Origin of the sequence: Streptomyces sp. NBC_01006 (assembly GCF_045162725.1) — a bacterium.
In the GTDB taxonomy this organism is placed as follows: domain Bacteria; phylum Actinomycetota; class Actinomycetes; order Streptomycetales; family Streptomycetaceae; genus Streptomyces.
In genome coordinates this window covers 7,662,149-7,675,957 of sequence record NZ_CP108700.1, presented here as the reverse complement: position 1 = coordinate 7,675,957, position 13,809 = coordinate 7,662,149, and the positions used below count along the sequence as shown (strand labels likewise).

The 13,809-nt window shown below is 73.0% G+C and carries 12 protein-coding genes; 6 read left to right on the top strand and 6 right to left on the bottom strand.

The annotated features are described in order from the left end of the window. The first annotated feature begins 74 nt into the window (after window positions 1–74). The 3 genes from OG509_RS35020 to OG509_RS35010 all read left to right on the top strand — a co-directional run bounded on the left by OG509_RS35020 (window position 75) and on the right by OG509_RS35010 (window position 3,964). Window positions 75–1,580 carry an MFS transporter gene (locus OG509_RS35020; RefSeq protein WP_406186587.1) on the top strand — a complete coding sequence of 502 codons (1,506 nt, stop codon included), beginning with the start codon at window positions 75–77 and terminating at the stop codon, window positions 1,578–1,580. 10 nt (window positions 1,581–1,590) lie between these two features. Further along, window positions 1,591–2,217, top strand: coding sequence for a DUF6629 family protein (locus OG509_RS35015; RefSeq protein ID WP_406186586.1), 627 nt, complete (start codon window positions 1,591–1,593; stop codon window positions 2,215–2,217). Window positions 2,218–2,308: 91 nt separating this feature from the next. Continuing rightward, window positions 2,309–3,964: a GMC oxidoreductase gene (locus tag OG509_RS35010; protein ID WP_406186585.1), complete on the top strand. Its 1,656-nt coding sequence runs from the start codon at window positions 2,309–2,311 to the stop codon at window positions 3,962–3,964. Between the two features lie 72 nt (window positions 3,965–4,036). Here OG509_RS35010 and OG509_RS35005 read toward each other — a convergent pair whose 3' ends face one another. The 5 genes from OG509_RS35005 to OG509_RS34985 all read right to left on the bottom strand — a co-directional run bounded on the left by OG509_RS35005 (window position 4,037) and on the right by OG509_RS34985 (window position 8,153). Further along, a complete protein-coding gene (locus OG509_RS35005) occupies window positions 4,037–4,516 on the bottom strand; it encodes a carboxymuconolactone decarboxylase family protein (RefSeq protein WP_053692332.1) in 480 nt (159 codons plus the stop codon). Further along, a complete protein-coding gene (locus OG509_RS35000; protein ID WP_403726713.1) occupies window positions 4,513–5,595 on the bottom strand; it encodes a dihydrodipicolinate reductase in 1,083 nt (360 codons plus the stop codon). Before OG509_RS35000 ends, OG509_RS35005 begins: the two co-directional genes overlap by 4 nt. A gap of 58 nt (window positions 5,596–5,653) precedes the next feature. Continuing rightward, window positions 5,654–5,776: a DUF6126 family protein gene (locus tag OG509_RS34995; RefSeq protein ID WP_037835509.1), complete on the bottom strand. Its 123-nt coding sequence runs from the start codon at window positions 5,774–5,776 to the stop codon at window positions 5,654–5,656. A 61-nt stretch (window positions 5,777–5,837) separates the two neighbouring features. Then, a complete protein-coding gene (locus OG509_RS34990; RefSeq protein ID WP_406186584.1) occupies window positions 5,838–6,539 on the bottom strand; it encodes a helix-turn-helix domain-containing protein in 702 nt (233 codons plus the stop codon). 87 nt (window positions 6,540–6,626) lie between these two features. Further along, window positions 6,627–8,153 carry an ATP-dependent DNA ligase gene (locus OG509_RS34985; protein WP_406186583.1) on the bottom strand — a complete coding sequence of 509 codons (1,527 nt, stop codon included), beginning with the start codon at window positions 8,151–8,153 and terminating at the stop codon, window positions 6,627–6,629. A gap of 152 nt (window positions 8,154–8,305) precedes the next feature. On the opposite strand from OG509_RS34985, the gene OG509_RS34980 reads away from it, so the two are divergent. The 3 genes from OG509_RS34980 (at window position 8,306) to OG509_RS34970 (ending at window position 12,774) form a co-directional block, all read left to right on the top strand. Next, window positions 8,306–11,050, top strand: a complete 2,745-nt coding sequence (locus OG509_RS34980; RefSeq protein WP_406186582.1) for an alpha/beta fold hydrolase — start codon at window positions 8,306–8,308, stop codon at window positions 11,048–11,050. Further along, window positions 11,047–11,913: an ABC transporter permease gene (locus OG509_RS34975; protein WP_406186581.1), complete on the top strand. Its 867-nt coding sequence runs from the start codon at window positions 11,047–11,049 to the stop codon at window positions 11,911–11,913. The genes OG509_RS34980 and OG509_RS34975 overlap by 4 nt, the downstream gene beginning before the upstream one ends. A 129-nt stretch (window positions 11,914–12,042) precedes the next feature. Continuing rightward, entirely contained in the window at window positions 12,043–12,774 is a 732-nt protein-coding gene (locus OG509_RS34970) for a carbonic anhydrase (RefSeq protein WP_406186580.1), read from the top strand. 54 nt (window positions 12,775–12,828) lie between these two features. On the opposite strand, the gene OG509_RS34965 is transcribed toward OG509_RS34970, so the two are convergent. Next, window positions 12,829–13,770: an aldo/keto reductase gene (locus OG509_RS34965; protein WP_406186579.1), complete on the bottom strand. Its 942-nt coding sequence runs from the start codon at window positions 13,768–13,770 to the stop codon at window positions 12,829–12,831. Window positions 13,771–13,809: the final 39 nt, after the last annotated feature.

The following is a 13,809-nucleotide window of genomic DNA, read 5'->3' as shown; positions in this document are numbered from 1 at the left end:
ACAAGAGGGCCTAATGAGCCGTACGCTGCGCGCCTGGGGTGGCCATTGCGGCCCCGGCGGGCCAGCCTGAAGACATGACCGATCCAGTGCCGGGTACGGAAGAGCACGTTCCGGCCGGGCCCGGTGTGCCGCTCGCGACCGCCCGGGGCCGCTGGATCGTGCTGGCCACCGTGCTCGGGTCGACGATGGCCCTGCTCGACTCGACCGTCGTCAACGTCGCCCTCCCCACCATCGGGGTGGATCTGGGCGCCGACCTGGCCGTCCTCCAGTGGACGGTCAACGCGTACATGCTCACCCTGGCCGGGCTGATCCTGGTCGGCGGAGCGCTCGGGGACCGCTTCGGGCGGCGCCGGATCTTCGTCCTCGGGGTGGTGTGGTTCGCGGGTGCCTCGCTGCTGTGCGGGATCGCGCCCAACGCCGGGGTGCTGGTGGCCGCGCGGGCCCTCCAGGGCGTGGGCGGCGCACTGCTGACCCCCGGTTCGCTCGCGCTGATCCAGGGCTCGATCGCCGCCGGGGACCGGGCCCGGGCCGTCGGGCTGTGGTCGGGGTTCGGCGGGGTGGGCGCGGCCGTGGGGCCGTTCCTCGGAGGCTGGCTGGTGGACGGGCCCGGCTGGCGCTGGGTGTTCCTGCTGAACGTGCCGGTGGCCGCGGTGTGCGTGCCGATCGCCCTGCGGCACGTACCGGAATCGCGTGACCCGCACGCGCACGGACGGTTCGACGTGCTCGGCGCGGTCCTGGGGGCCGCGGCCCTCGCCCTGGTCACGTACGCGCTGATCGAGGCCCGTTCCGGGTCCCCGCTGGTGATCGCCTCGGCCGTCGGGGGCGTACTGCTGGGCGCCGTGTTCGTCTACGTCGAGCGGCACCGGGCCGATCCGATGCTGCCGCCCGACATCTTCGCCTCCCGGCAGTTCACCGCCGTCAACGTGGTCACCTTCTTCGTGTACGCGGCCTTCAGCGGGTTCTTCTTCCTCGTCGTGCTCCAGCTCCAGGTGGTCTCCGGCTACTCGGCGCTGGCCGCTGGGGCGGCGCTGCTGCCGACGACCTTGCTGATGCTGCTGCTCTCGGCCCGGTCGGGGGCGCTCGGAGAGAAGATCGGGCCGCGGATCCCGCTCACGGTGGGGCCGCTGCTGTGCGCGGCCGCACTGCTGCTGATGCTGCGGGTGGGGCCGGACGCCTCGTACGTACGGGACGTGCTGCCGGCGCTGATCGTGATGGGCATGGGCATGGTGGCCCTGGTGGCTCCGCTGACGGCGACCGTGCTGTCCTCGGTGGACCCCGGGCGGGCGGGCCTGGCCAGCGGCATCAACAACGCGGCCGCACGGGCGGCCGGACTGCTGGCGGTGGCGGCGCTGCCGCTGCTGGCCGGCATGGGGCCGGACGCGTACCGCTCGGCGTCCGAGTTCGACGCCGCGTTCGGGCGGGCCATGCTGTGGTGCGCGGGGCTGCTGGTGGCGGGGGCGATCGTGGCCTGGACCACCGTACGCAACCCCGTGCGGGGAACGGAGTGCCACCCGGAGTGCCACACCTTCTGCGCGACGACCTCCCCGCCGCTCGAACCCCCGAGGACGGCGAAGCCCTGACCGGCGCGGCATGTGCTGGAACGCCACGGCCGATCTGACGGCGGGTGCGGTCGTCACCGCCGTCGGGGTCGTGTGCGTGGCCCGCGCACGGCGGGTCCGCGATCTGCCCGTCGCCGCGCTGCCGTTGCTGCTGGGTGCCCACCAGCTGGTGGAGGCGGCCGTGTGGCGCGCGGGCGGCGGCTGCGGCCCGGCCACCACGGCCTGGCTGGTGATCGCCCTGCCGGTGCTGCCGGTCTGGGTGCCGCTCGGGGTCCTGCTCGCGGCCGCTCCGGTGGACCGGCGCCGCCTGTGGGGGCCGGCGGTCGTCGGGCTCGCCACCGCCGCCGTGCTCTCGCACTGCCTCGCGACCCGGCCGGCCGTCGCCGAGATCCGGGGCCACACCCTCGGCTACGGCGTGAAGGTTCCGTGGACGCCGCTCGTCCTCGCGGGCTACCTCTTCGCCACGCTGGGTGCCCTGCTGCTGTCGGGCGACCGGCGGCTGCGGCTCCTCGGCGCGGTGCTCGCCGTCGGGGCATTGGCCTGCTCAGCGCTGTGGCGGCTGGAATTCGCCTCCACCTGGTGCGCCTTCGCGGCGGTCGCCTCGCTGCTGGTCCTGGGCTGGGTCCGGCGCCCCCGGTCCGGCCCCCCTGTGACGTGACAGGCCGAAAGTTACCTAGACGTATGTAGTGACTTCCCATGCGCCCGGCAGTAGAACTCGTTCCCATTCCGTCGAGAGTGAGGAACGTCACATGAACGACAAAGGCCTGCACAAATCCGGCTCCAATGGAATCTCACGCCGTGGATTCATAGCTGGAACAGGTTCCATTCTCGGGGCCGCGGCCCTCGCCGGTCAGATCACCCCGGCCCACGCGCAGACCGCCGCCTCGTCGGCAGCGGCCGCCGGACACATCGCCGACGGCGCGCACGTGTCGGCCCTGGTGATCGGCACCGGCTACGGGGGCTCCGTCGCCGCCCTGCGGCTCGCCCAGGCCGGCGTCGACGTCCACATGATCGAGATGGGCATGGCCTGGGACACCCCGGGCACGGACGGCAAGATCTTCTGCAACACGACCACGCCCGACCAGCGTTCCTACTGGCTGCGGACCAGGACCAAGCAACCCCTGAGCAACTTCCTCGGCTTCCCGATCGACAAGGACATCCCCCGCTACACCGGGATCCTGGACGCCGAGGAGATGGGCGGCATCATCGTCTACCAGGGCCGCGGGGTCGGCGGCGGCTCCCTGGTCAACGGCGGTATGGCGGTCACCCCGAGGCGCGCGAACTTCGGCGCCATCCTCCCGTCGGTGGACGCGGAGGAGATGTACAGCACCTACTACCCGCGGGCCAACACCGGACTCGGCGTCGGCCTGGTCGACCCGGCCTGGTTCGACACCGTCGACTGCTACCAGTTCGCCCGCGTCGGCCGCAAGCACGCCCAGCGCTCCGGCTTCCCGTTCGTCTTCGTACCGGACGTGTACGACTGGGACTACATGAAGCAGGAGGCGGCCGGGACCGCCCCGAAGTCCGCGGTCGCCGGGGAGATCCTCTACGGCAACAACTACGGCAAGAAGTCGCTGCAGAAGACCTATCTCGCGCAGGCCGGGGCCACCGGCAAGGTCACCATCTCCCCGCTGCACAAGGTCACTTCCGTCTCCCCCGCGTCGGGCGGCGGCTACACCGTCGTCATCGACCAGATCAACACCACCGGCGCCACCACCGCAACCAAGACCGTGGTCGCCGACAAGGTGTTCTTCGCGGCCGGCAGCGTCGGCACCAGCAAGCTGCTCGTGCGGCTCAAGGCCACCGGCGCGCTGCCCGCCCTGAACGGCGAGATCGGCAAGGGCTGGGGAGACAACGGCAACGTCATGTGCGGCCGGGCCAACCACCTGTGGGACCCCACCGGCAAGGTCCAGGCCTCCATCCCCTGCGGCGGCATCGACAACTGGGACGCGGGCGGGGCGTTCGCCGAGGTGGCACCGCTGCCGACGGGGATCGAGACGTACGCCTCCTTCTACCTGTCGATCACCAAGAACCCGAACCGCGCCGAGTTCACGTACAACGCGGCCTCGGGCAACGTCGAGCTGAACTGGCAGACGGCGTGGAAGCAGCCGTCCATCGACATGGCCAAGAGCATCTTCGACAAGATCAACTCCAAGGAGGGGACGATCTACCGGACGGACCTGTTCGGCACCAACAAGATCTGGGGCGACCACCTCACCTACCACCCGCTCGGCGGTGCGGTCCTGAACAAGGCCACCGACAACTACGGCCGCCTGCACGGCTACACCGGCCTGTACGTGATCGACGGCGCGCTGATCCCCGGCAACACCAGCGTCAACCCGTTCGTCACCATCACGGCGCTCGCCGAGCGCAACATCGAGAAGATCATCGCCACCGACCTGTAGGTGGTCCGTACGCAGACCCGGGGCCGTCGGAGGTAGCGACCGGCCCCGGACCCGTTGCCCTCGCAGCCGGCGTCAGTGCCCCGGCAGTACGCACACGCTGTCGAGGCCGAGCACGTGGTTGAGCCGGCCGAAGGCCAGCCAGGACCCGATGCTCATCGTCAGCTCCACGATCTCCAGTTGGCTGTAGTGCGCGGTCATCCGCTCCCAGAACTCCTCGTCGAGGTTGTGGTGGTCGAGCGTGTAGCGCTCCGCGTACTCCGCCGCCAGCCGGGTCCGTTCGTCGAAGCGGTCCGTGGTGCGCCAGTCGGTCACGGCGTCCGAGAACTCCTCCTCGACCTTCTCCCCGTCCCGCTCGGTCCGCCAGTCGAGGCAGAACACGCAGCCGTTGATCTGCGCGACGCGCAGCCGTGCGGCCTCGAACTCGCGCAGGCCCAGGGTGGTGTGGGCGTACACCGACAGGGAGAAGTTCGCGGCGGCCATGCCGATCCCGGGGACCATGTCGCCCCACACGTACTCGATCGGGTGCTGGCCTTCGGGTATGTCGATCCTCATGGCTGTTTCCTTCCGAGCTTTCCGATGGCGGGGCGCAGGGGGACGTCGAGGGCGTCGTAGAGGCCCGGTTCTGCCTCCACCAGCCAGTCGATGGCGCCGACCAGGCGGCCGACGGCGGTGGCGTTGCCGCCGGCCGAGCGGTTCTCACCCTCGTCGGTGGCCTCGACGGTGACCTCGATGTGCGGGCGGCCCTCGATGATCACGCGGTGGGCGCCGTCGCCGCCGTCGGGCGGCGACGGCCAGTCGGGGGCGCAGGAGGCGTGGATGCGGGTGACGTGCTCGATGACGAGGCGGGGTTCGCCCTCGACGATGCCCTGCACCTCGAAGCGGATGGCGCCCTGGGTGCCGGCCGCGAACTCGCCCATGGTGCGGGTGGTGACGGTGGTGTCGAGGGCGCGGCGGTCCACGGTCTCGCGGATCTCGTCGAGTTCGACGCCCAGGGCCCGGGCCATCATGCGGATCTGCCCGCCCCACACCATGGTGGGGACGGACGGCATGAGCATCATCGGCTCGAAGTCCATGGGCTGGCCCATGCCGACGAGGTAGCGGACCGAGTCGGGCTGGTCGTAGGTGGAGTAGTCGAATATCTCCTGGCAGCGGATGGCGTCGATGGTGCTGCCGAGCCCGCTGAGCAGGAGCGGGAGTACGTCGTTGCCCCAGCCGGGGTCGACGCCGGAGGCGAACAGCGAGCCACCGCCCTCCGCGACGGCGGCGGCCACCGGATCGCGGAACTCGGGCGGGGCGTTGCGGTGGTCGTAGAGCGGGTAGAGGGCGGGGCTGACGACGACCGCGCCGGACCGGACGGCCCGGGTGATGTCGGCCAGCGCGTCGTCGGGGCGGGTGTCGCCGGAGGCCGCGTAGACGACGGCCTGCGGCCTGGCGGCGAGGACCGCTTCGACGTCGTCGGTGGCCAGGACCCCGGTGTCGTGGTCGAGTTCACCGAGCCGGCCCGCGTCGCGGCCGATTTTGTCGGGATGGTGGACGATGACGGCGGCCAGTTTCAGCGCCGGATGGGCCTCTACGGCACGGATGGCCAAACGGCCGACGTTGCCGGTACCCCAGACAACCGTGGAAATCATGCGCGGAGGGTAGCGACAGGACCTGCACGTTTCCAGAGTCGCGGACCCCGGCCTTCGGTTACTGGTTCTGGCCGCCCAGGACGAAGAGGAGGTAGACGAAGAAGGCGAAGAGGTGGCCGACGAACAAGTAGGCGACCAGCCGAATCACCAGACCGCGCGGGAACTTGGACTGGAGCTTCATGGTGGGACTCCTGGGCTGGGGGGACTTGGTGGGGTTCGAGGAGTTCGAGGAGTTCGAGGGGTCAACGGTGATGTGCGGGCGCGCCGGAGGCACCGCCGCCGCCGAGGCACAGCCCGGCGAGGCTGCTCTGCAGCAGGGTGTGGACGAACAGCAGGTCGGCTCCGCCCTGGGTGGCCGCGCCGATCCGGTGCGGGGTGAGGGAGTCGAAGTGCGCGCTGTCCCCGGGCTCCAGCAGGTACTCGGCCTCGGCCAGGTGCAGCCGCAGCCGTCCCTTGAGGACGTACAGCCATTCCTCACCGGGATGTACGCGGACCAGGTCGCCCTGGCTGCGGCCGTACGGGACGTGCACGCGCAGCGCCTGCATCCCGCGGCCGGAGCCGCCGGCCTGCCAGTACGTCCACCCGTCGGCCTCGCGGGCGCCCGGACCGCCCGCCCGTACGATGGGATCGGCGACGGCGGGGCTCTCGCCGAGCAGTTCCGAGACCGTCGTACCGTAGGTGCGGGCGAGTCCGAGCAGCAGCGGCAGCGAGGGCTGGCGCCGCCCGGTCTCCAGCCGCGACAGGTGCGCGGGCGAGAGCCTGGCCCGCGCGGCGGCGGCCTCCAGGGTGAGCCCGGAGCGGCGTCGCAGGTCACGCAGCTGCGGTGCCACGGAGGGAAGCTCTTCGGAGCCGGGATCGGAGCCGAGGTCGGGTCCGGCGTCGGGGCCGATCGGTTCGTCGGGACGCTCGGGCCCTTCGGGGCCGGGGGCAGGACCGGATGTCATGCCTCGATTGAGCCAGAATCCTGCCTCTCTGGCAATTTCCCTTGCCTCTGAGGCAAAAAGCCTTGTCGGCTCGTCGGCTCCCTCGCCTCATCCGCCCCCGAGCACCGTCTCGACCGTGTCCGCCTCGTCCGCACTCTTGTCCGGGCGGTGCCGCAGCACCCGCGCGAAGCGCAGCGCGACCCCGGCCGGGTAGCGCGGGGAGCGCTGGAGGCCGTCGTACGCGATCTCCACGACGAGCTCGGGCCGTACCCGCACGGTGAAGCCGTCGTCCTCCACCGCCAGCTCACCCAGCCGGTCCGTCTGCCAGCGCAGCATCTCGTCGGTGAGCCCCTTGAAGGTCTTGCCGAGCATGGCGAACGAGCCGTCGGCGGCCCGCGCCCCGAGGTGCAGGTTCGACAGCAGCCCGGTGCGCCGGCCGTGGCCCCGTTCGACGGCGAGCACCACCAGGTCGAGGGTGTGCACCGGTTTCACCTTGAGCCAGTGTTTGCCGCGCCGCCCGGCCGCGTAGGTGGAGTCGAGGGCCTTGACCATGACCCCCTCGTGGCCGCGGCGCAGGGTCTCGGCCCAGAACTCCTCGGCGGCCGCCGCCTGCCCCTGCGCGTCCTCGACGACGAGCCGGCGGACCCGGGATTCCTCCGGTACGAGGGCGGCGAGCGCCGCGTACCGCTCGCGCACCGGGAGGTCGAGGAGCACCGCGTCCCCCGCCGCCAGGACGTCGAAGAAGTACGGGACGACGGGCAGCGTCCGCCGGGCGGCCTCGACGTCGACCCGGGATCCGACCCGGCTCGCGACCTCCTGGAAGGGCACCGGGCGGCCGTCCGGCGCCTGCCCGATCACCTCGCCGTCGAGGATGAACCGCTCCCCCGGCAGCGCCCGCGCGAGCTGCGCCACCTCCGGCAGCCGGCCGGTGATGTCGTCCAGGGAGCGCGTGTACACCCGTACGTCCTCCCCGTCCCTGTGCACCTGCACCCGGATCCCGTCGAGCTTCTCCTCGACCGCGCAGGGCCCGAGCGCGGCCAGGGCCCCGGCCACCGATTTTGCGGTGTTCGCCAGCATCGGCTGTACGGGCTGCCCGACGCGCAGGGTGACCCCGCGCAGGGCCGCCGCGCCGTCGGCCAGTACCGCCGCGGCCACCCGGGGCAGCGAGCCGTCGAGCATGGCGGCGCGGCGCAGTTCGGCGGCGGGCACCCCGGCGGCCGCGGCGACCCCTTCCAGCGCGACCGCGTCGAGGGCGCCCTGGCGGACCTCGCCGGAGAGCAGGCTGCGCAGGAACCGCTGCTCGGGCCCGGTGGCCGCACCGAGCAGGGCGTCGAGGATCCGGCGCCGCTCGGCCTGCGCGCCCGTGCCCCGGGCGGCGGCGAGCTCGGTCACCGCCGCGTCGACGGCGGTGACGGTGAGGGTGGGCCCGTCGGCGGGCTCGACCTCCCGGCCGAGGGTCCGCCAGCCGATGCCCGGCCGTCCCTGCGGGAGGCGCCCGGAAAGGTACGAGACGACCAGGCCGGCCTCCTCGGGCGGCGCGGCGGCGAACACCTCCGCGAGCAGGGCGGTCTTGCGGGAGCGGGCGGAGGTCTCGGCGACCTCCCGGGACACGCGCGCGACCTCGGCGAGCAGCATGCCGTCATCCTCCCGCCGCTGGGCGTGCGCCGCAGGTCGGCTCGGGGTACCGCGGGTGCGGTATGCCGGGCCGCCCGGGTAATCCTTCAGGAGGTGGGCGGCTCCGCCTGGGGGTGCTGGGGGGCCCGCGGCCCGGCGTCTAGGGTTCCCGTATGAAGCCCCGACTGCCGAAGCTCCGGCTGCCACGGCGCCGCCGCACCCGCCTGCTCGCGGGGGCCGCCGCGCTCGCCGTCGTCGCGGGGGCCGGTACGTGGACCGCCGCCGCGTCCGGCGGGGCGCCCGCCGTGCACCGCCAGGACCGCATGGTGGAGATGCCCGGAGCGGCCATCGACACCTCGTACTTCACGGCCGGCGGCGGGGAGAAGCGGCCCGCCGTGCTGCTCGGGCACGGGTTCGGCGGCAGCAAGGACGACGTCCGCGCGCAGGCCGAGCGGCTGGCCCGGGAGGGGTACGCGGTGCTGACCTGGTCGGCGCGCGGCTTCGGCCGCTCCGGCGGGCAGATCGGGTTGAACGATCCCGAGCACGAGGTCAAGGACGTGTCCCGGCTCGTCGACTGGCTCGCGCTCCAGCCCGAGGTGCGGCTCGACGGGGACGGCGATCCGCGCGTCGGCGTCGCGGGGGCCTCGTACGGCGGGGCGATCTCGCTGCTCGCCGCCGGATACGACCGGCGGGTCGACGCGATCGCACCGCAGATCACGTACTGGAACCTCGCGGACTCCCTCTTCCCGCAGGGCGTGTTCAAGAAGCTGTGGGCAGGGCTGTTCTTCACCACCGGTTCGGCCGACGGGATGCAGCCCGGGACGCTGCCGGCGGGCGGCCCCGGCGCGGCGGCAGCCCCCGCTCCCTCCGACGCCGCCACCGCCACCGCCTGCGGGCGGTTCCAGCCCGAGCTGTGCGCCATGTACGAACGGGTCGCCGTGGCCGGGAAGCCCGATGCCGAGGCCCGCGCCTTGCTGGAGCGGCGCAGTCCGTCGGCGGTCGGGGACCGGATCAAGGTGCCGACCCTGATCGTGCAGGGCCAGGACGATTCCCTGTTCCCGCTGGACCAGGCCGACGCGATGGCGAAGGCGATCGCGGCGAACGGCGCGCCCGTCTCGGTGGACTGGGCGGCCGGCGGGCACGACGGCGGCGTGCGCGAGTCGGGCCGGGTCGATGACCGGGTGGCCGCCTGGTTCGACCGCTACCTCAAGGACGAGCAGGGCGTGGACACCGGTCCGGCCTTCCGCGTCTCACGCTCCGGAGGCATCGATTCCACCGACGGGGCGGTGCAGCTGCGCGGCGCGAGCGGCGAGCGCTATCCGGGGCTGACGTCCGCTCCCCGGGAGTTCGCCCTGAGCGGGCGGGAGCAGAGCTTCGCCAATCCGGCGGGCGGCGCCCCACCCGCGCTGTCCTCCCTGCCCGGGATCGGCGGGCAGCTCGCCGCCGTCGGGGCCGGGCTGTCGCTGGACTTCCCCGGGCAGAACGCCCGGTTCGAGTCGGAGCCGCTGACCGGGGAGGTACGGGTCACCGGGGCCCCGACCGTCACCCTGAACGTGAGGTCGACGGCTGCGGACGGTTCGGCCGTCCTGTTCGGCAAGGTGTACGACGTCGGGCCCGATGGGCGCCAGCAGGTGCTGCCGAGTCAGCTGGTCGCCCCGGTGCGGGTGGAGAACGCGCAGCAGGGCGCCACGGTGGAGCTGCGGCTGCCCGCTGTCGACCATGCCGTGGAGGCCGGGCACCGGCTGCGGCTGGTCGTCGCCGCCACCGACCTCGGCTACGCGTCTCCGGCCGCGCCGGCCACCTACACGGTCGCCGTGCGGGGCGCCTTGGCCGTGCCGGTGGCCGACGGGGTGCGGACGGCCTCGGCGGCTCTGCCCGCGTGGACCTGGGGGCTGCCGCTGGGTGCGGCGCTGCTGGCCGCGGCGCTGCTGGGGATCCGGAGGACCGGTAGGGAGAGTGCGGGGGCGCGGGGCCAGGTAGCGCAGCCCGACCCGGCGCTGGCCGACGTACCACTGGAAATCACGGGTCTGACGAAACGGTACGCCAAGGCACAGGACCGGTACGCGGTGCGGGACCTGTCGTTCCGGGTGGAGAAGGGGCAGGTCCTGGGCCTGCTCGGGCCCAACGGCGCCGGGAAGACGACCACGCTGCGGATGCTGATGGGCCTCATCTCGCCGGACGCGGGCGAGATCAGGGTGTTCGGGCACGCGGTGCGGGCGGGGGCGCCGGTGCTGTCGCGCGTCGGGGCGTTCGTCGAGGGGGCCGGCTTCCTGCCGCACCTGTCGGGGCGGGCCAACCTGGAGCTGTACTGGCAGGCCACCGGGCGTCCGCCCGAGGACGCGCACATGGCGGAGGCCCTGGAGATCGCCGGGCTCGGGGACGCGCTGGAGCGCGCGGTGCGCACGTACTCACAGGGCATGCGGCAGCGCCTGGCGATCGCTCAGGCCATGCTCGGGATGCCGGACCTGCTGATCCTCGACGAGCCGACGAACGGTCTGGACCCGCCGCAGATCCGGGAGATGCGGGACGTGATGATCCGGTACGCGGCGGGCGGGCGGACGGTCATCGTCTCCAGCCACCTGCTGTCGGAGGTCGAGCAGTCGTGCACGCATCTGGTGGTCATGGACCGCGGGCGGCTGGTACGGGCGGGCGAGGTTGCGGAGATCACCGGTGGCGGGGACACGCTGCTGGTGGCGCTGGCCGGGCCGGTGGACGAAGGGACCGTGGCGAAGGTGGCCGCGCTGGAGGGAGTGGGTGCGGTGACGGCCGCCGATGACGGGCTGCTCGTACGGCTGGAGGGCGCGACGGCCTCCGGGCTGATCGCCGAGCTGGTACGGCTGGAGGTGCCGGTCGCCGCAGTGGGTCCGCACCGCCGGCTGGAGGACGCGTTCCTCACGCTGATCGGAGGTGCGGCATGAGCGCCGTGAGGGAGGTGGCCCGCGGCTACCGGCCGAGCCGTACGCTGCCGCTGCGCGTCGAGGCGCTGCGGCAGTGGCGCCGGCGCCGGACGCTGGTGATGGGCGGGGTGCTGGCCGCGCTGCCGTTCGTCATGATCATCGCGTTCGCGGTGGGCGGCGGGCAGGACGGCGGCCGGGGCGGCGGGAACGGCCGGATCACGCTCATCGACACGGCCACGGCCTCGGGCGCGAACTTCGCGGCGACCTGTCTGTTCGTGTCCGCCGGCTTCCTGCTGGTGGTGCCGGTGGCCCTGTTCTGCGGGGACACCGTGGCCTCGGAGGCGAGCTGGTCCTCGCTGCGCTACCTGCTCGCCTCGCCGGTGCCGCGGGCCCGGCTGCTGTGGAGCAAGCTGGTGGTGGCGCTGGGCTTCAGCCTGGCGGCGATGGTGCTGCTGCCGGTGGTGGCGCTGGCGGCGGGGACGGCCGCGTACGGCTGGGGGCCGCTGAAGCTGCCGACGGGCGGATCGCTGGCGGCCGGGGAGAGCGTGCCGCGCCTCGCGCTGGTGGTGGCGTTCGTCTTCGTCTCGCAGCTGGTCACGGCCGGGCTGGCGTTCTGGCTGTCGACGCGGACGGACGCACCGCTGGGCGCGGTGGGCGGGGCGGTCGGCCTGACGATCGTCGGCAACGTGCTGGACGCGGTGACGGCGCTCGGCTCCTGGCGGGAGTTCCTGCCCGCGCACTGGCAGTTCGCGTGGGCGGACGCGCTGCAGCCGCAGCTGGAGTGGGGCGGGATGATCAAGGGGACGGCGGTGTCGGTGTCGTACGCGCTGGTGCTGTTCGCGCTCGCGTTCCGCGGTTTCTCCCGCAAGGACATCGTGTCCTGAGCGTGGGCCGTCTGTGCCAATCGGGGCAGCGGGCGTGTGCGCCTGCCGTCCGGTCGCCCCCGGCACGCTGAACAATCGCGGTCGTCACGACGTACGGACGCGTCTGCGCGGCAGCGAGGGGTACGACCGATGCACACAGCAGGACTTCCGGCTCGCAGGGCCGTGCTGACCGGAGGCCTCGCGGCCGTCGCCGTCGCCCTCTCGGGGTGCTCGTCCGCCCCTCCCCCGAAGGCGACGACCGCCGCCCCGCAGCCACGGCCGGCCACCCCGCAGGCCGCGTTCGCCCGCCTGATGGAGGGCAACAGGCGCTGGGTGAGCGGCAACCTCGACCACCCCGACCGGGATCCGGAGCGGCGCGAGCTGGTCGCCGAGGCACAGGACCCCTTCGGGGTGGTCCTCGCGTGCATCGACTCCCGGGTGGCGCCCGAGCTGATCTTCGACACCGGGCTCGGCGACCTGTACGTGCTGCGGACGGGCGGGCAGGCGGTCGGCCCGGTGGTGACCGGCTCGGTCGAGTACGGGCCCATGACGGGCGGGACTCCTCTGGTCGTCGTGCTCGGCCACCAGCGCTGCGGTGCGGTCGAGGCCGCGTACAAGTCGCTGAAGGCGGGCAAGCCGCTGCCCGGCAATCTGGAGGCGCTCGCGAAGGCGATGGTGCCGGCGTACGAGCTGACGGCGAAGAACCCCGGCGCCGACCCCGTCGACACGATGACCCACCACCAGATCAAGGTGACCGCGGACGATCTGCGGGCCAACGCCGACCTGGGGCCCCTCGTGGAGAAGGGCGCCCTCGGCGTGGTCGGCGCCTACTACTCGCTGGACACCGGGAAGGTGGAGGTACTGACGGGTGCGCCCGTCTGAGCCCGGCTCGGGGCGCGGCTCAGGCGCGACTCACGGCTCGGCTCATGGCTCGGCTCACGCCCCTGCGATCGCGTCGATCTCCGCCAGCAGTTCGGGCTCCAGGGGGCGGTCGGCGACGGCCGCGTTGGCCCGCACCTGCTCGGGTGAGGTGGCGCCCGCGATGACGGAGGAGCAGCCGGGCCGGGCGGAGAGCCAGCCGATGGCGAGTTCGAGGATGCTGCGGCCGTGCTTGTCGGCGACGCCGGCCAGCGCCTCGACCGTGTCGAGCCGCTCCTCGGTGACGTAGCCGTCGCGGCCCTCCAGCCGGGAGCCGGCCGGGACGGCGGCGCCCCGGCGGATCTTGCCGGTCAGCAGGCCGTTGGCGAGGGGGAAGTACGGGAGCACCCCGAGGCCGTAGTGCACGGCCGCCGGAACCAGCTCCTGCTCGGCGGACCGCTGGAGCAGCGACCATTCGTTCTGCGCCGACACGAAGGGCACCGCGCCGGTTTCGCGGGCGACGTGGGCGGCTTCGGCGAGCTGCCAGCCGCTGAAGTTGGAGTGGCCGATGTAGCGGATCTTGCCCTCGGCGACGAGCTCGGTGAGCGCGGCCAGGGTCTCGGCGATGGGGGTCGCCGGGTCGGGGCTGTGGAGCTGGTAGAGGTCGATGTGGTCGGTGTCCAGGCGGCGCAGGGACTCCTCGACGGCCCGCCGGACGTACGCGCGGCCGCCGCGGGATCCGGCGGCGGGCCCGTACTCCATGGACATGCCCGCGTAGCCGAACTTGGTGGCGAGGACGACCTGATCGCGGCGGCCCTTGAGGGCCTGTCCGAGGTGGCGCTCGGAGCCGCCGAGCCCGCCGTAGATGTCGGCGGTGTCGAGGAGGGTGATCCCCGCGTCGAGGGCGGCGCCGACGACGGCGCGCGTGGCCTGGGCGTCGAGGCGGCCTCCGAAGTTGTTGCAGCCGAGGCCGACGGCGGAGACCTGGAGACCTGAACTGCCCAGCGGGATGTAGCGCATGCGTTTCGTTCCTCCAACGTCAGAAGAGATCGACGAGAG